Origin of the sequence: Micromonospora sp. WMMD1120, assembly GCF_029626235.1 — a bacterium.
Taxonomy (GTDB): Bacteria; Actinomycetota; Actinomycetes; order Mycobacteriales; family Micromonosporaceae; genus Micromonospora.
In genome coordinates, this window is the sequence record NZ_JARUBO010000005.1 from 4,643,364 (window position 1) to 4,660,301 (window position 16,938).

Genomic DNA, 16,938 nt, shown 5'->3' on the forward strand with positions numbered 1-16,938 from the left:
CCGGGGTGCGGGTGGACGAGTTCTGGTCACTGATCGAGAGGGCCCGCGAGGACGTGCCGGACGATGCCGGGGCGTGGCCGTCGGGCTCGATGATCGGTGCAGCCTTGGCGGCGAGGCTGGCGCAGCTGCCGGCGGAGCGCATCGTCGAGTTCCAACGCTGTTACGAGCGGGTGGCCGCACGGGGACATCGGTGGGGCTTGTGCGCGGCGGCCTACGTGATCTGGGGGTACGTCTCGGATGACGCGTTCAGTGACTTCACGGCCGGCCTGATCGGCCTGGGGCGTGACGCGTTCGAGCGGGCGGTGACCGATGCGGACTCGTTGGCGGAGCACCCGATGGTCCAGGCGATCGCCGCCGGCCACGTCGACCGATTCGCGCTGGCAGCCGAGGCGATCGAGTTCGCGGCGCCCACCGCGTTCGGCCAGCACAGTGACGATGCCGACGGTTTCTGGGAAGCGTCGGAAGCCCAGCCTGACGGATCTGGTGACAGGGACGAACCCTCGGCTGAGCACCAGTGGTCGGGGAGATTCGGCAGCGCCGACGACGCTGCCCAGATTCCCCTGCGGCTACCCCGCCTGCTCGCTCTGTACCCCGACCGCGTACCCGGCGATCACTGATCGATCGGGTCCGGGGGAGTCCTCCCCGGTCAGGCCGCGGCCTTCGCGGAGACCTCCCAGAGGCGGTCGGCGTTGCCCGGGTCGAGGGAGTAGTCGGCGACCGCGTTCACCAACTCCGGGATCGTTGCCGGGCGACGGTTGACGGGGGTGGCTTCCTGGTTGTCGTTGAAGTAACGGCCGCCGATCCCGTTCAGCAGGGGTGACGTCGCGAGCAGCACGGTTGTCGAGGCGCCCTGGGCGGGCGTCTTCTGCAACTCGACGGGGGTGGCGAGTTTGCCGCCCACGTGCCGCTGAAGCGGCGTGGCGATCGCCCCTGGATTGACGGCGTTGACCGTGATCCCGTCGCCGGCCCAGCGGGCCGACGCCCCTACCGCGAAAAGGTTGACGGCCGTCTTCGACTGGGCGTACGCCTGCTGTGGGTCGTACGGGCGGAAGCTGAAGTTGATGTCGTCGAAGACGACCGGGGAGAACAGGTGACCCGACGAGCTCAGCGACACCACCCGTGCCCCGTCCGCCGCCGCGAGGGCGCGGTGGAGGCCGACAGTGAGCGCGAAGTGGCCGAGGTGGTTCGTGGCGAACTGCGCCTCCCAACCCGCCTCGGTGAGGGTCCGTTCCTGGATCGCCATCACGCCGGCGTTGTTGATCAGCAGATGGAGTGGCCCGTCCCATTCGGCGACGAACGCGGCGATGGAGGACGGCTGAACCAACTCGAGCCGCCTGACGCCGATGTTCGGGTTTCCGGTCTCCTGGGTGATCTGGGCGGCGACCCTCGCCCCGGAGTCCGCGTCGCGAACCGCCAGGGTGACCGCCGCGCCGAGACGGGCGAGCGTCTTCACGGTCTCGACGCCGATGCCGGACGCGCCGCCGGTGACGATCGCGCGCTTGCCCGTCAGGTCGACTCCGGCGCTGACCTCATCGGCTGTGGACTGGGCGGTGAACGGCGTACTGATCCGCATGATAAATCCTCTTCCTCACCTTCGGTCTGGGATAGGCGGTCCCGGACTTCTCAGCCCCGGGGCCACGGACCACGTTGCCACCGCTCGGTGACCTGTGCGGGTGTCCCGCTGATCCTGGGTCTGTCAGGGCCAGGAAACCAGGCCGACCCGCCGCTACGTTGGGAACATGACCAGCACCAACGCGCTCGGTGAGTACCTGCGGAGCAGGCGGGAACTGGTCCGGCCGCAGGATGTCGGCCTACCCGCCGGCGGCCGACGCCGGGTCGCCGGCCTGCGCCGCGAAGAACTCGCGATGCTCGCCGGCATCAGCGCCGACTACTACCTACGCCTCGAGCAGGGACGCGGCCAGCGCCCCTCCGCGCAGGTGCTGGACGCTCTCGCCCGCGTGCTGCAACTCGACGCCGACAGCACCGCCTACCTACACGAGCTCGCCGCACCGAAGCCACGCCGCCGCGCACGCCGACGAACCGAACAAGTACCGGTCGGCATCGCCCAGATGATCGACCAGATGCCCCTACCCGCGTTCGTCCAGAACAAGTACCTCGACGTCCTGGCGGCCAACGCCCTCGGCCGGGCACTCTCCCCGAGCTACCACCCCGGGACGAACCTGCTGCGCGCGGTCTTCCTCGACCCCGCCGAACGCGACCTACACCAGGACTGGGACCGCGCCACCGCGGACGCCGTCGCCGGCCTTCGCGCGGTTTCCGCCACCGACGTCGAGGACCCGTACCTCGCCGCGCTCGTCGGCGACCTGTCACTGCGCAGCGAACGGTTCCGACGCCTGTGGGCCCGCCACGACGTCCACAAACGCGTCGGCGGCACCAGCTCGATCAAACACCCCGAAGTCGGTCTCATGCACCTCCGTCACGAGAAACTCGCGATCACCGGCACCGACGGTCAGCTCCTGGTCATCTACCACGCCGAGCCCCACACCGCAGCCGCGCAGGCCCTCGCCCTGCTCGGCAGCATCGCCGCCAGTGCCGGCCCACCCGCCACCCCGGCGGTGCGTGATTCGGCGACACGGACCTGACCTGGTGTGCCACGCCGCAGTCCACGTGGGCCACGCCGCCAGGGCGGTGGTCCCGTCTGCGGCCGGTCTGGATCGTGGCCCACGACGCCGTTCCGGCGCGTGCACTACCGGTGTTGCGCGTAACCCATGCATGTCGACGCGGCGACCAGCCGGGTGGCGGAGCAGCCGGGGACGCGCGGAGGGTGCGCTTGCCCGAGGACGCTGGCGCCGGCGATCGTGAGCGTGCCCCGAGCCACGCCGCTGTGGCGAGCCAACGCTGAGGTGGCACGTCACGTGAGCGCCGTCTCGCGGGCCCAGTAGTCCCGGTCGGGCAGGAGGACCCAGTGGTCGGCGGGGCCGGTGACGCACCGGGCGTCGACGGGACGCAGTCCGACGAACGCGCACGCGTAGGCGGGGGCCTGTAGCGGGTAGAGGTAGCTGAGCAGGACCATCAGGCTGGTGTCTGTGCTTCTCGGGGCGCCGCCCGGGTGCAGGTCCCAGCCGATCGTCTCCCCATCGCGATAGATGCTGCCCTGGTTGCCGCTCTTCGGGTTGGCGTAGAGGCCGTAGGCGACGGTGCCGGCGGACAGCAGCCGACCTATCAGGGGCGTCTGTGGCTGGTATCCCCACGGCTGGGTGATCACGCAGCCGCCTGGGGTGTCGGTGACGCCGACGAGTAGCGGGTCGCGCACCTCGGCGAGCCAGTCCCAGTCGTGCTCGTCGCCTGGCTCGGCGTCCTCGTCGACGTCGATGTCGTAGTAGGCGAGAAGCTCGTCCTCGGTCATCGGTGTGGCGTCGAGCCGGCGGATCGCCTCGATCGCGTCGATCCGGGCAACCGAGAGCAGCCCGGTCCCGTCGTAGTAGTCGACCCGCAGACGTTCGCTCAACTCACCGGCGGACGCGACGAACTCCCGTTCGGCCGGGCTCAGCTCGACACCGGCAGGTGCGGCGCCGAACAGGTCGGGCTCGGGGCCGGCGAGGCACAGCCGACCGGGTGACCAACCGGCCATCATCGGCTGCCACGGGTCCGCGCCGGCGGCTGCCAGCACCCGGGCGTTGTCGTGCCGTCGCGAGTGGACCGCCAGCCACAGCGGGGAGCGGCCGTCGGACAGGCAGTCGACATCCGTTGTCGCCGCGGCCATCGCTGCCACGACAGCGGGCGGCCAGTGCTCCGCCGCGACGTGCAGGGCCGTGTCAAGACCGAGGGGCATGCAGGGATCGGCGCCCGCCGCCAGGCGAGCGCGCACCTCAGCCTCGTTGACGCGCCGCAACGGCACGCCAGCCCATTCCGCCACGACCCGTCCCCCCATCGCCTGCCACCATCCGCGACGCTAAACGGCGCCTGCGACATTCGCCGCGAGCGATTGCCGACAGCTCCGGCGGAGCACCGGCGGCCCGAACGAGACATCGTCGAGGCTCGATTAATTCTTTCCGCGACCTGGCGGTTCTCCGAGCGACTGCTCTACTGTCGAGACATGGTCTCGCGTCGATCGCTGCTGCGGGCGGTGCCAATCGCGGCCGCTGCCCTCACCGCCGCCCCCGGTGCCCCCCGATGGCTCGGCCCCTCGTCGACCTCGACGAGCGCGGATCGCGTACCACCCGACCTGACCACGATGCAGGCCGCCGCCACCGCGGTTCGCGGATTCACTGCCGACCTCTACCGCACGGTGGCGTCGACCCGCTCCGGCGGCAATGTGGTGTGCGCACCGTATTCCGTCGGGCTCGCGCTGGGTATGACCAGGGCGGGTGCCGGCTCGGTCACGGCGGACGAGATGGACGCCGTGCTCCACGCGCCGCATCCACGCCCCAGCGCGCTGGACAGCGGGCTCAACACCATCGATCAGACGCTCGCCGAGCGGTACCAGGACGGCGACGGGACACGGCGGCCCCGGCTGACCACCGCCAACGCCCTGTGGACGCACGTCGACCTGGGCCTGCGACCCGGATTCCAGGAAACCCTCGCCGGCTACTACGGCGCCGCACCGCACCCGGTCGACTTCCGCGACGCCCCCGAGGCGGCCCGTCAGCAGATCAACACCTGGGTCTCCGACCGGACCAACGCGAAGATCCCCGAGCTGCTGCAGTCCGACGCCGTGAACTCCGACACCCGGCTGATCCTCACCAACGCGCTCTATCTCATGGCTGCCTGGAAGTACCCGTTCACCGCCGCAGCCACGGCGGTAGAACCGTTCACCCGGGATGACGGCGGCATCGTCAACGTGCCGATCATGCGTGGGCCGTTCGACAGGATGGGCTACCTCGAAGGGGACGGTTGGCGCGCGGTCGACGTGCCGTACGCGGGCGACGGGCTCGCCATGGCCATCGTCATGCCGACCCGGGGCGATCTCGCCGCGGTCGAAGCGAACCTCAACGTGACCTGGCTGGGCGCGCTGCTGGCCGGGTTCCAGATCACCGACGTGCAACTACGGCTGCCCCGATGGAGGTTCCGCCTGCCGGTCGAGCTGCGGGCCGCGTTGGGCAGCCTCGGCATGCCCACCGCGTTCACTCCACAGGCCGACTTCACCGGCATGAGCACCGATACTGCCCTGTGCATCGACGACGTGGTGCACGAGACGTTCATCGCGGTGGACGAGAAGGGCACCGAGGCCGCCGCCGCGACGGCAGTCATCGTCCGGCCGCCGTCGGTGCCCCAGGGGCCGCAGTTCTTCGTCAACCGACCATTCCTGTACGTCATCCACGACCTGCTCACCGGCGTACCGCTGTTCCTCGGCCGGGTCCACGACCCCCTGGTCGCCGGCCAGGCCTGACCGCAACCACTCGACGTCGTCACAGCCGCATCCTGCGTCACGCGTCGCGGCGACGGAACACCACGGCGGCGAGCGTCAGGGCGGCGCAGGTCCACGCGATAGTGGCGGCGGCGCCCCGCGACGGGTCGAGGGCGGCGGTGTCCGGCAGGTAGGCGGCGCTCGTGCTGGACGACGCCCGTAACAGCGGGCCGGCGACGAAGTAGAGGCCGAGCAGCACAATCGCGGCGGGCACGGCGTGGCGGAGAAGGTCGGCGACCGCCGCCGCCGGCCGCTCAACGACGGCATGCTCGGTGCGCTACGCGGCATGAACACCAAGTCGGAGATCAATTCTCCCGACCTCTTCGCCGACGTGGTCTGGCAGCTCGGGCTGATGGACTCGCCGCCGCTGCGGCTGCCGATCGGAGCCGACTCGGAGGCGTTCCTGGAACCCGCCTACGACGCTCGTCGCAGAGAGTATGACCAGGTCATCAAGGATGGTCACCACACCGTCTCCTGAGCAACGTCCTCTGATCGCTGGTCACGCCTGCGCCGCCGCGTTCAGCAACTCGTAGGTCTCCTGGTCGAAGGCGACCAGGCGGACGTGCTCGACATCTGTAGGTGTCGCCCTGATGGTCGAGATCGCGATCTTCGCTGCCTCTGCGGGTGGGAAGCCGTAGACGCCGGTGGCGATAGCTGGGAACGCGACGCTGCGGGCACCGACCTCGTCGGCGACCTCGAGGCTGCGCCGATAGCACGACGTCAGGACGTCAGCCTCACCATGGCCACCGCCCTCCCACACGGGTCCGACGGTATGAATGACGTGGCGTACCTGTGGCTCCAGGTCGAACGCCGGTGTGGCGACCGCGTCGCCGGCATCGCAGGGTGCGAGCGCGGCGCCGGCCCGGGCCAGTCGCGGTCCTGCCGCACGGTGGATCGCTCCGTCCACCCCGCCGCCACCCAACAGTGACTCATTGGCCGCGGTAACCATGGCGTCGACGTGCTCGCTGGTGATATCACCACGCACCACTTCAATCACAGGCATGCCGTGATGATGTCAGGCTCAACCCAGGGTGGTGTGGGCGTCGGCGAGGAAGTGGTCACGGTCGGTCCCGTGGGCGATTGCCGCGTTGTAGACGGCATCGATCGCGGCGGCCAGCGGATCGTCATTCGCCAGCGCGAGCAGGGCGGGGAACGCGGCGGCCTGCTGCAGCATCTCGGTGACGGCGAGTGTGCTGGGGACTTCTGGGTCCAGGGGGAGCCTGACGGTGGTGTGCGGCACCTCGGGATCGGACAGGAGCCGGCGAAACGCGGCAGCGCCGCCCTGTTCGGTGAAGGATCGGGGCAGCGGGTGGTCGGCCTCGGCGTCGGCGAGCGCGTCGACGATCCAGCCGATCTGCTCCAGTCCTGCCACCCGCATCGCCCGCCGGGCAGCCCAGCAGGCTACCTCCCGCTGGCGGGCGGCGGGCAGTGCGTCGACACGGTCGAGCAGCCGGCGGTCGATGCGGGCCAGGGACGCCGCCTGGCCGAAGAGCCGGCGGACACGATCCGACGGGGGAGCACCTCCCCACCGCTTGGCGTCGCGCTCGGCCTGCAGGCGGCGGTATTTTTCGGCCAACGCGGTCGCCTCGGCCGCCTGCTCACGCAACGTCGTCATCCACGGATGCGACCCCCCGTCGCTGTCGAGGAGATGGTCCCAGATCAGACCGAGGGCGAGGGCGTGCCGGCCCAGCACTCCCTCGTGCCGCAGAGTGAAGCCGTCGGGGCCGGACATCAGCCGTACGGTGCTCGGCTCGTCGTCCGGCAGCGTCACCAGCGGACGGGGGAAGAGCGGTTCGTCGGCGGTGGACCACGACCACAGCAGGGTCTCGTCGTCGACCCGCTCAAGCCTGGCCTCGAGGTCGCCGGCGGGCAGCACGTCCGGTACCTCGACCGGCGCGGGCCGGTGTCGGACCACGGTTACCCGGGGCAGGCCAGCGTCGTCCTCGTACGGGTCGGGCGGCAGGGTCGTCGGACGACCGGAGGGGCGCGGAACCAGCGACAGTATGGCCCACTCGGCGGCCTTCGTGGGCTTCTGCTCCCAGTCGCGGCCCCCCGGGTCCGCCAGTACGGTGCGCCATGGCGTTTCCTCGGACACCGCCCAGATGTGCAGCTCGTGCTGCTCGGGCGGGTCGTCGTCGGTGCGTACGCTCTCGTGCAGGCGGTTGCGCGCGTGCACCCGCACCCGGATCAGCCCGCGTGGGACAGCGATGTCGGTGAGGGCGTCCGCGGTACCGCCCATCAGGCCGATGACCGACAGCCTGCCGCTGGGGCTCCACAGGGACGCCTCACTGATCGCGTCCCAGCCGCTGTCGACCTCCGCCGGCGGCCCGGGCAGCACACGGACGCGTACGTCGATCCAACCGGTGTGGATGCCGCAAAACCCGGTGAACTGATATGGCGCGACAACGTGTACGAGGTCGTCGCCGAGCATGTAGATCCCCATGCCGGACGCGCCGGGCACGGCCGTCACCTCGTACTGACAGTAGCTGACCGACAGGCTCGTCCAACTGCTGCCCGACGCCGGATCACGATGATCCGCATCAACCAATTCGGCCACTCGCACATCCTACGGCCCTCCACCACCGGCCTTCACGGTGCGCGACCGCGCTCCTGTCTTGAACCGGCTCGCCTCATCGCGCGGCATTGACGCTCTTGACAGGCTCCAGATAGCACGATTAACATCACCGCAACATTGTTAGCGCTAACAGATGCCGGTCACCGATCCCCCCGCGATGAGATCGACCCGATGGACCTGTGCGCTGGAAGCTGAACTGGCCGAGCGGATTCGTTTTTCCCACCCCTCGTGTACGACGTCGCTGACACCCAGCAGTTGACCGTGCTCGGCCGGTCTCGGACGTCGGATGCCTCTGCCCGTTGTTAGCGCTCATACGCCTAGACGGAAGGTAGGACCTGATGGTTTTCGAAAGGGATGCCGGCAGGCGACGTCGAGGTCTGGCGGCGGTCGGCCTCGCGCTCCTGGTGGGATTCGGGGTGGGCCAACTGGCGCCGGTCGTGCCGGCCGCCGCGGAGAAGCCCACGCCGCCGGGCATCGGACCGCAGACCCCGTCCGCCAAGGTGCCACTGGCCGGTGTCGACATGGCCCAGACGTACGTCAACCCGATCAACCTGCCGGGAATGGCCGTGCGCAACATCGTCGGAACGATGCCACCGACGGACGCGAACGTCGCGAACACGTCGCAGATCCCGGCCAGCCTGAACCTGGAGACGTGGACGGCGGCGTCCGGGCGGACTCTGGCGAGCCGATCCACAGTGGGCTTCACGAGGATCTCGGAGAACTCCGCCCGGACCGGGGCGGACTGGTCGGCGCTGAACGTCGACGGGACCATTTATCTCTACGCGTCGGGCGCCATGCAGAACGCGCCGAACAACAACCGCACGGTGTGGTCCACCACCGACTACCTCACCTGGACACCGCACGAGATGAACCTGGGCCTGGTCGCACCGACCGTCGTCCAGCTCGGCGACAAGTTCTACATGGCCGGCAACAACACGCCGGTCTATCAGGCGGACTCGCCGACCGGCCCGTGGACCAGCATGGGGAGTTTCCTGCGCCCGAACGGCCAGACGTTGAGCGTTGGCGACGTGCAGTTCTTCCCGGACACGGACGGCCGACTGTATCTGACGTACAACATCGGCTCGCCGATCATGGGTGTCGAACTCGACCCGAACAACCCTCGGCAGCTGATCAGCGAACCGGTCGTGCTCTGGACGTTCGATCCGCGTCAGGAGTGGCAGCACATCGGTGACAACAAGGCCACCTACACGCACGGGTACGTGGAGGGCTCGCAGCTGTTCAAGGTGGGGGACACCTACTACCTCTCGGTCGCGTCCGGTGGCACGGAGTTCACCACGTACGCGACCGGCGTGATGACGTCGAAGAAGCCCCTGTCCGGGTTCACGGTCACCCAGCAGAACCCGATCGGTTACGGGAACAACCATCCGAGCGCGGTGTATCCGAACGCCGGTCACGGCAGCTTCGTCCTCGACAAGGCCGGGAACCTGGTCTTCTTCTACACGTATGTCATCGCGTACGAGGAGTTCTTCGAACGGCGACTGGGGATGGACATCTGCACAGTGACTCCCGCCGGTCCCAAGCGGGGAGCGATCGACTGCGAGTTGTCCAACACCCCGCAGCTGGCGCCCGGGAAGAAGATCTCGGGTCGGGACGATGTCGGCCTCTACAACGTGGCCACCAACAGCCAGGCGTACTGGGCGAGCAGCTACGCGCCGGGGCGCAACCCGTACTACGGCGGGGACCGCTTGCTGTCCACCTGGTGGGAGCCGGCCGACGGCGACACCACGCCCACGTACATCAGGGGTTTTGGGACCGTCTTCCACATCTCCGCCGCGCAGATCCAGTGGAAGGAACTCGGGCGGACGTTCACCAGTGCCAACGCGGTGCGGTACACGCTGGAGTACAAGGACATCCCCACCAACACCTGGCGGCCCCTGGTCGACAGGAGCACGAACACCACCGCCTACACGGCTGACTACGTCACCTTCGACCGGGTGCTGACGAACGCGGTCAGGCTGAAGGTCCTGGGCACGACCGAGGCGGTCAAGGTCGGGGTGCACGAACTCAACGTGTTCGGCGAGAACTACAACCTGGCCGCCTCGAAGGGCATGATCACTCCGTAGTCGGGTTGCGGGGCCGCACACAGGGCGGCGGGCGGGATCGAAAGATCCCGCCCGCCGCTTCGGTCGGCGCCCGTCGATGCGCCCCGGGCTAGCGCACCCGCACCTTCTGGTGGTTGCCCGCCTGGGGCCGGTAGGTTGGGTTGCCGGAGTAGGCGACGTGGACCTGGTAGACCCCGGGCCGCAGGTCGGCGGTCCGCAGTTCGACGACGGCCTTACCGTCGGCCAGTGGCACGACCTGCTCGGTGCCGCCGAAGGTGACGGTGACCTCGCCCGTGGGGGTCGGAGCGTGCGGCCTCGGTCGGCCGGTCGGCTCGACTGTCACGTTCAGTGTGGACGTGTCCCCACGGACAACCGACGCCGGCGTGGCCTTCGCCCTGACCTTGACGGCGGCCGAGCCGGAGGGGACCTCGAACGACGCCGTACCCTCCGACGCCTTCAGGTAGTCGAAGCCGAGGTACTCGGCCTTGACCGCGCGGGAGCCGGCGGGCAGGCCCGTCGGCAGCGTGACGGTGGCGGTGCCGTCCTCGAGGTGGGCGAGCGTCGACCACGAGCCGACGCTGAACCGCACCTGACCGCCGGTCTCGAATCCGTCGGCCGCCGTCACCGTCGCGGTGACCGTGGTCGTCTGCGCGGTGCCCGCGTACGGTTTGACCGCCACCTCGGTGGTGGTCGCGACGTCGCTGTTCGGGATACCGCGGATGTCGTTCCACTCCCGGACGGTCAACGGGATCACGGTGCCGTGCCGGGGCCGGACCACACCCGCGTTGGTCATCGTGATCGCCTTGGCGTTCCAGGTCGGCGCCTCGATGTTCTCGTGGCACGCGGCCTGGTAGCCGCCACCGTTGGTGTACCGGTCACCCCAGAGGTAGAACTGGCCGGGGCAGGAGGTGTCCCCGGGGTTGGCCTTGAAGATGACCGGTCCCTCGTACCCCTGGTTGGCGACCCACGTGGTGCGCCCCAGAGCCGGCGCGACCATCGTCCAGTTGTCGATGTCGCTGTCCAGGAAGTCGGTGTGCTTCTCCGAGAAGATGTCCGAGCCCTGGTTGCCGGCCTCGTTCTTGGTCACCCGGTAGTACTGGTCGCCGACCTTGATCGCGGTGGTGTCGATCCGCGACAGCGGGGCCGGGTCCTGCCAGACCTGCGGGGCGGAGAACGTCCGGAAGTCCCGCGTCGTGGCGTACCACATCTGCGCGTTGCCCTGACCGGTGCGGTTCACCGGGTCGCTCCAGAGCGACTGTGCCCAGAACACGACGTAGGCGCCGATCTCCTCGACCCAGAGCGACTCCGGGGCGAAGGCGTTGCCCGCGTTGTCCGGCGCGACCTTGACGTGCCGCTGAGGCGTCCAGTTCACCAGATCGTGCGACTCGAACACCTCGATGTACTGGGTGTCGTTGATGGCGTACCCGCCCTGGTCGTACCAGTTCAGGTCGGTGGCGATCATGTAGAACGTGTCGCCGTCGGGTGAGCGCACGATGTGCGGGTCACGGAGGCCCTGGTCGCCCAGTTGGGAGATGAGCGACGGCCGGCCTCCGGTCAGACCGGTCCAGTCCAGGGCGGTGTTCCCGTTGGAGGTGGCGAACATGATCTGTTCGCCGTCCGCGATCCCCTCACCCTTGAAGTACCCCATGAAGTACCGCTCGTACTCCTCGGAACGCGGCATCGCGGTGATGGTCACCGGGAACGACTTCCACTGCGAGGCCGCGCCCTTGGTGATGGTCGCCGTCACTGTGGCGGTGACATCGTCGTGGCCGAAGGCCGGTCGGGTGACCTCGCCCGTGGGGGTGACGAGGTCGGTGGTCGAGCTCCAGGTGATCGTGGAGCCGAACTCGCCCCGGGCCGGGAGGTCGAGGTTTCCGCGTACGTCGTCGGTGGCCTGCAGGGTCAGGTCGGAGGTGTCGCGGTCGACCGCACGGGCATCGTCGAACTCGGCCTTGACCACGATCGGGATCTCCCGTGTGGTGACCTCCTGGGCGCCCTTGCGGACAGTCGCCGTGAGCGTGGCCGTCGCGTCGGGCTGCCCCTGGGCGGGTCGTTTGATCTTGCCGGTCACCGCGACCTTGCGGGCGCTGGCGACGGCGGGCGGCGTGTAGACCTCCACGACCGACGGGTCCGAACTCGTCCAGGTGATCGCCGAACCGCCACCGCGCCGGTCTTGGGCAGCACGAGATCGCGTACGACCGCACTGGTCAGCCCGAGGTCGATGGCGGCGGCGTCGGCGCGGACGCCGTCGGAGACGGTCGTCTCCGCCCGCGCGAGCGTCTCGTCGGGGCTCAGCGCCCGGTCGTACACCCGGAAGTCCCGGATCGTTCCCCGGAACGAGTAGTGGCTCGACGTCTGGGACCGACCGAGGAAGTTGCAGTTGGTCCCCGCGGCGTTCACCGACGGCGGCGTGGTCAGGTTCGTCGACGTCGCGTGCGGCACGCCGTCCAGGTAGAGCCGGCCGGTCCAGCTCGTGCCGTCCGAGTTCAGGGACTGGGTGTAGGTGACATGCGTCCACGCGCCCTCGAGCATGCGGACCCGGTTCTGCTGGACGTTCGTCGAACCCACCGCGACGCGGAACCGCTGGGTGTTCGACGCGAAGATGGATCCCTCGGCGCCGGTGTCGACGTCACACGAGCCGGACTTGCGGCCGAAACCCCACATGTGGTGCTCGCCGACGTTGGCCGGGTCGATCCGCACGGCGTAGTCGACGGTGAGGTTGGACATGCCCGCGGTGATGTTGTTCGGCAGCGCCACGTACGCGCCGTCGAGGGCGCCCTCGTAGGAGTCGGGGTTCAACCTGACTCCCTCGCCGGTCAATGTCGCCTTTCCGGGATTCACCAGCGTGGCGTTCGCCGCCGCGCCCGCGCTACCCGAGTTGACCAGCGTCGTCCCGCTGGTCTCGTCGAGGGCGAAGTGGTGTACCAGACCCTCGTCGAGCTGCTTCCCGGCCGCGTAAGAGGGTGTCGCCGCGACCGAGACCGAGAGAAGCGCACCCAGTGCCAGGACCGCGACGCCTCGGTCCTTCCGACTCGACCCGAGACGTGGCCTTCGCTGTCGCAGTCGCAATTGATCCTCCTTGGCCGGGGGACTCGCTCCTATGTAAACGGCGTGTTAACGCTAACTACCGGGTGCTGTCAGGTCAACGCAGCGCGTTGCAGTCGCCGTCGGTCCGGGCGCCGGCCGGGACGCGGAAGACCGGGTATCCTCGTCAACACCCGGGGCGAGAGGCGCTGCGACGGGGCCCGGTCCCCGCCACGCTCGCCCGATGACACCGACCAAGGGCGCCTCCGTCGATGCGGAGGTTGGTCAGCATGGATCGAGAGTCGACAACTGCCGAGCTGCGGCGTCTGCTGGACGAGCGGATCCTGGTGCTCGACGGCGCCTGGGGGACCATGTTGCAGGGCGCCAACCTCGCTCCGGAGGATTACCGGGCCGACGGTGTGGTCGGTCCCGACCATCCGCGAGACGTCACGGGCGACCCCGACCTGCTGATCCTGACCCGCCCCGACCTGATTCTCGACGTCCACCGGCAGTACCTCGCGGCCGGCGCCGACATCACCACCACCAACACGTTCACCGCCACCAGCATCGCCCAGGCCGACTACGGGCTGGAGTCGCTGGTCCGCGAGATGAACGTCCGCGGGGCGCAACTGGCGCGGCAGGCGGCCGACGAGGTGGGCGGCAGGTTCGTGGCCGGCTCGGTCGGTCCGCTCAACGTCACCCTGTCGCTGTCGCCCAAGGTCGACGACCCGGCGTTCCGGACCGTCACCTTCGACCAGGTCAAGGCAGCGTACGCGGAACAGATCGACGCGCTGCGCGAGGGCGGGGTCGACCTGCTGCTGATCGAGACGGTCTTCGACACGTTGAACGCGAAGGCCGCCATCGCGGCGGCCCACGAGGTGGCCCCTGACCTGCCCCTGTGGATCTCGTTGTTCGTCGACGTGTCCGGGCGGACCCTGGCGGGCCAGACCGTGGAGGCGTTCTGGCGCACTATCGAGCGGGCGCGTCCGCTGGTCGTCGGCGTGAACTGCTCGCTGGGCGCGGCCGAGATGCGTCCCCATGTGGCCGAGCTGGCCCGCATCTCGGACGGCTACGTCGCCTCGCACCCGAACGCCGGCCTGCCGAACGCCTTCGGCGGCTACGACCAGCGCCCCGAGCAGACGGCCGAGCTGCTCGGTGAGTTCGCGCGCGCCGGGCTGGTCAACGTCGTCGGCGGATGCTGCGGCACGACCCCGGCGCACATCGCCGGGATCGCGGCAGCAGTCGTCGGGCGAGCGCCGCGTCGCGTGCCGTCGGCCCGCCCGGCGACCCGGTTCAGCGGTCTGGAGCCGTTCGAGATCGGCCCGGACACCGGGCTCGTGATGATCGGCGAGCGGACGAACGTGACCGGCTCGGCCCGCTTCCGGCGGCTGATCGAGGCCGGTGACTACCAGGGCGCCGTCGACGTGGCGCTCGACCAGGTGCGTGGGGGCGCCAACCTGCTCGACGTGAACATGGACGCCGACCTGCTGGACAGCGAGCTGGCGATGACCACGTTCCTCAACCTGATCGCCACCGAGCCCGAGGTGGCCCGCATCCCCGTCATGATCGACAGCTCGAAGTGGAGCGTGCTCGAGGCCGGGCTGAAGTGCGTGCAGGGCAAGGGCGTGGTCAACTCGATCAGCCTCAAGGAGGGCGAGGAGGTCTTCCTCGACCACGCCCGCCGGATCCGCGACTTCGGCGCCGGCGTGGTGGTGATGGCCTTCGACGAGCAGGGCCAGGCCGACACCCGGGACCGCAAGGTCGAGATCTGCGGCCGGGCCTACGACCTGCTGGTCAACGTGGCCGGTTTTGCTCCCGAGGACATCATCTTCGACCCGAACGTGCTCGCCGTCGCCACCGGCATCACCGAGCACAACGGGTACGCGAAGGCGTTCGTCGAGGCGCTGCCGTTGATCAAGCAGCGGTGCCCCGGCGCGCGCACCAGCGGCGGCATCTCCAACCTGTCCTTCTCGTTCCGGGGCAACGACGTGGTGCGCGAGGCGATGCACTCGGCGTTCCTGTTCCACGCCGTACGGGCCGGGTTGGACATGGGCATCGTCAACGCCGGGCAGCTCGCCGTCTACGAGGACATCCCGGCCGAGCTGCTGGAGCTGGTCGAGGACGTGCTCTTCGACCGCCGGGCCGACTCCACCGACCGGCTGGTCAGCTATGCCCAGACGGTGACCGGTAAGGGTAGGCAGCGCGAGGTCGACCTCTCCTGGCGCGTGGCGCCGGTCGCCGAGCGGCTGTCGCACGCGCTCGTGCACGGCATCGTCGACTTCATCGAGGCCGACACCGAGGAGGCCCGCCAGCAGTACCCGCGCCCGCTCGACGTGATCGAGGGCCCGCTGATGGACGGCATGAAGACCGTTGGTGACCTCTTCGGGTCCGGCAGGATGTTCCTGCCGCAGGTGGTCAAGTCCGCGCGCGTCATGAAGCGCTCGGTGGCGTACCTCGAGCCCTTCATGGAGGAGGAGAAGAAGCGGGCACGCGCGGCCGGCCTCGTTCCGGCCGACCGTGGCCAGGGCAAGGTCGTGCTGGCCACCGTCAAGGGCGACGTCCACGACATCGGTAAGAACATCGTGGGCGTGGTGCTGGGCTGCAACAACTACGAGGTGATCGACCTGGGCGTGATGGTGCCGGCCGCCACGATCCTCGACACCGCCGTGGCCGAGGGGGCCGACGTGATCGGCCTGTCCGGTCTGATCACCCCGTCGCTCGACGAGATGGTCTCGGTGGGCGCCGAGATGCAGCGGCGCGGCCTCGGGCTGCCGCTGCTGATCGGTGGCGCGACCACGTCGAAGCGGCACACGGCGGTGCGGATCGCACCGGCGTACGGCGGCAGCACCATCCACGTGCTCGACGCGTCCCGGGTCGTCGGGGTGGTATCCGAACTGCTCGACGCCGACCGCGCCGAGAAGCTCGACGCCGCGAACCGGGCCGACCAGGAGCGGCTGCGCGAGGAGCACGCCAACCGGCACGCCCAGCCGCTACTCACCATCGGGCAGGCGCGGGCCAACCGCGAGGTGGTGGACTTCGGCGACCTGCCCACGCCCGCCTTCACCGGCGTACGCGTCGTGACGCCCACGATCGCCGAGCTGCGCGAGCTGGTCGACTGGACCTTCCTCTTCCTCGCCTGGGAACTCAGGGGCAAGTTCCCGCAGATCCTCGAACAGCCGGTCGCCCGCGAACTGTGGAACGACGCGAACACGCTGCTCGACACAATCATCGCTGACGACTCGTTCCAGGCCCGTGGCGTGTACGGCTTCTGGGGCGCGCACTCCGAGGGTGACGACATCGTGCTCGACAACGGCACGAGATTCCCGATGCTGCGCCAGCAGACCGAGAAGGCGGCCGGCCGCGCCAACCGATGCCTGGCCGACTACGTCGCCCCTCAGGGTGATCACCTCGGCGGCTTCGCAGTGGCCATCCACGGCGCCGACGAGCTGGCGGCGGCGTACGAGGCCGAGCACGACGACTACCGCGCCATCATGGTCAAGGCGCTGGCCGACCGCCTCGCCGAGGCGTTCGCCGAGCACCTGCACCTACGGGCCCGGCGCGAGTGGTTCGAGCCCGACGCCACGCCCGCGCTCGAAGACCTGCACGCCGAGCGGTTCCGCGGTATCCGCCCCGCCCTCGGCTACCCGGCGAGCCCCGACCACAGCGAGAAGAAGGATCTCTTCGAGCTGCTCGGCGCCGATGAGATCCGGGTGGGTCTCACCGAGTCGTACGCCATGACGCCGGCCGCCGCGGTCAGCGGCCTGATCTTCGCCCACCCGCGGTCCCGCTACTTCACGGTCGGCCGGATCGGCAGGGACCAGGTCGTCGACTACGCCCGCCGCCGCGGCATGCCGGTCGCCGAGGTGGAGCGGTGGCTGCGCCCCAACCTGGCGTACGACGTCGACTGA

The 16,938-nt window shown here is 69.5% G+C and carries 13 protein-coding genes; 6 read left to right on the forward strand and 7 right to left on the reverse strand.

Features of this window, described 5'->3' with window-relative positions; translation table 11 throughout:
- Positions 1–5 precede the first annotated feature (5 nt).
- Positions 6–617, forward strand: coding sequence for a DUF4240 domain-containing protein (locus O7634_RS21670; RefSeq protein ID WP_278151941.1), 612 nt, complete (start codon positions 6–8; stop codon positions 615–617).
- 29 nt (positions 618–646) lie between these two features.
- Here O7634_RS21670 and O7634_RS21675 read toward each other — a convergent pair whose 3' ends face one another.
- Positions 647–1,573, reverse strand: a complete 927-nt coding sequence (locus tag O7634_RS21675; RefSeq protein ID WP_278151942.1) for an SDR family NAD(P)-dependent oxidoreductase — start codon at positions 1,571–1,573, stop codon at positions 647–649.
- Between the two features lie 166 nt (positions 1,574–1,739).
- On the opposite strand from O7634_RS21675, the gene O7634_RS21680 reads away from it, so the two are divergent.
- Positions 1,740–2,603 carry a helix-turn-helix transcriptional regulator gene (locus tag O7634_RS21680; protein WP_278151943.1) on the forward strand — a complete coding sequence of 288 codons (864 nt, stop codon included), beginning with the start codon at positions 1,740–1,742 and terminating at the stop codon, positions 2,601–2,603.
- Positions 2,604–2,872: 269 nt separating this feature from the next.
- Here O7634_RS21680 and O7634_RS21685 read toward each other — a convergent pair whose 3' ends face one another.
- Positions 2,873–3,793 (reverse strand): hypothetical protein, encoded by a 921-nt coding sequence (locus O7634_RS21685; protein ID WP_278151944.1) that lies wholly within the window; start codon positions 3,791–3,793, stop codon positions 2,873–2,875.
- Between the two features lie 264 nt (positions 3,794–4,057).
- Between O7634_RS21685 and O7634_RS21690 the strand changes: the two genes are divergently transcribed.
- Positions 4,058–5,350 (forward strand): serpin family protein, encoded by a 1,293-nt coding sequence (locus tag O7634_RS21690; RefSeq protein WP_278151945.1) that lies wholly within the window; start codon positions 4,058–4,060, stop codon positions 5,348–5,350.
- Between the two features lie 37 nt (positions 5,351–5,387).
- On the opposite strand, the gene O7634_RS21695 is transcribed toward O7634_RS21690, so the two are convergent.
- The gene (locus O7634_RS21695) at positions 5,388–5,582 is read right to left on the reverse strand and encodes a hypothetical protein (protein WP_278151946.1); all 195 of its coding nucleotides are present in this window, start codon (positions 5,580–5,582) and stop codon (positions 5,388–5,390) included.
- Between the two features lie 3 nt (positions 5,583–5,585).
- Between O7634_RS21695 and O7634_RS21700 the strand changes: the two genes are divergently transcribed.
- Positions 5,586–5,846 (forward strand): hypothetical protein, encoded by a 261-nt coding sequence (locus O7634_RS21700; protein ID WP_278151947.1) that lies wholly within the window; start codon positions 5,586–5,588, stop codon positions 5,844–5,846.
- Between the two features lie 21 nt (positions 5,847–5,867).
- On the opposite strand, the gene O7634_RS21705 is transcribed toward O7634_RS21700, so the two are convergent.
- Positions 5,868–6,371: an O-acetyl-ADP-ribose deacetylase gene (locus tag O7634_RS21705; RefSeq protein WP_278151948.1), complete on the reverse strand. Its 504-nt coding sequence runs from the start codon at positions 6,369–6,371 to the stop codon at positions 5,868–5,870.
- An 18-nt stretch (positions 6,372–6,389) separates the two neighbouring features.
- Complete coding sequence (locus tag O7634_RS21710; RefSeq protein ID WP_278151949.1) at positions 6,390–7,925, reverse strand: hypothetical protein; 1,536 nt, start codon at positions 7,923–7,925, stop codon at positions 6,390–6,392.
- A gap of 356 nt (positions 7,926–8,281) precedes the next feature.
- Here O7634_RS21710 and O7634_RS21715 point away from each other — a divergent pair, with 356 nt between their 5' ends.
- Entirely contained in the window at positions 8,282–10,027 is a 1,746-nt protein-coding gene (locus O7634_RS21715; RefSeq protein WP_278151950.1) for a family 43 glycosylhydrolase, read from the forward strand.
- 88 nt (positions 10,028–10,115) lie between these two features.
- Here O7634_RS21715 and O7634_RS21720 read toward each other — a convergent pair whose 3' ends face one another.
- A complete protein-coding gene (locus O7634_RS21720) occupies positions 10,116–12,125 on the reverse strand; it encodes an immunoglobulin-like domain-containing protein (protein WP_278151951.1) in 2,010 nt (669 codons plus the stop codon).
- Positions 12,074–13,075, reverse strand: a complete 1,002-nt coding sequence (locus O7634_RS21725) for a LamG domain-containing protein (RefSeq protein WP_278151952.1) — start codon at positions 13,073–13,075, stop codon at positions 12,074–12,076. The genes O7634_RS21720 and O7634_RS21725 overlap by 52 nt, the downstream gene beginning before the upstream one ends.
- A 245-nt stretch (positions 13,076–13,320) precedes the next feature.
- Between O7634_RS21725 and metH the strand changes: the two genes are divergently transcribed.
- Positions 13,321–16,938 (forward strand): methionine synthase, encoded by a 3,618-nt coding sequence (metH, locus tag O7634_RS21730; RefSeq protein ID WP_278151953.1) that lies wholly within the window; start codon positions 13,321–13,323, stop codon positions 16,936–16,938.

Bases quoted from the DNA above. Each gene is read 5' to 3' on its own strand.
- metH (WP_278151953.1), top strand. From the start codon at position 13,321: ATGGATCGAGAGTCGACAACTGCCGAGCTGCGGCGTCTGCTGGACGAG.
- O7634_RS21685 (WP_278151944.1), bottom strand. From the start codon at position 3,793: ATGCCCCTCGGTCTTGACACGGCCCTGCACGTCGCGGCGGAGCACTGG.
- O7634_RS21705 (WP_278151948.1), bottom strand. From the start codon at position 6,371: ATGCCTGTGATTGAAGTGGTGCGTGGTGATATCACCAGCGAGCACGTC.
- O7634_RS21690 (WP_278151945.1), top strand. From the start codon at position 4,058: ATGGTCTCGCGTCGATCGCTGCTGCGGGCGGTGCCAATCGCGGCCGCT.
- O7634_RS21715 (WP_278151950.1), top strand. From the start codon at position 8,282: ATGGTTTTCGAAAGGGATGCCGGCAGGCGACGTCGAGGTCTGGCGGCG.
- O7634_RS21675 (WP_278151942.1), bottom strand. From the start codon at position 1,573: ATGCGGATCAGTACGCCGTTCACCGCCCAGTCCACAGCCGATGAGGTC.
- O7634_RS21680 (WP_278151943.1), top strand. From the start codon at position 1,740: ATGACCAGCACCAACGCGCTCGGTGAGTACCTGCGGAGCAGGCGGGAA.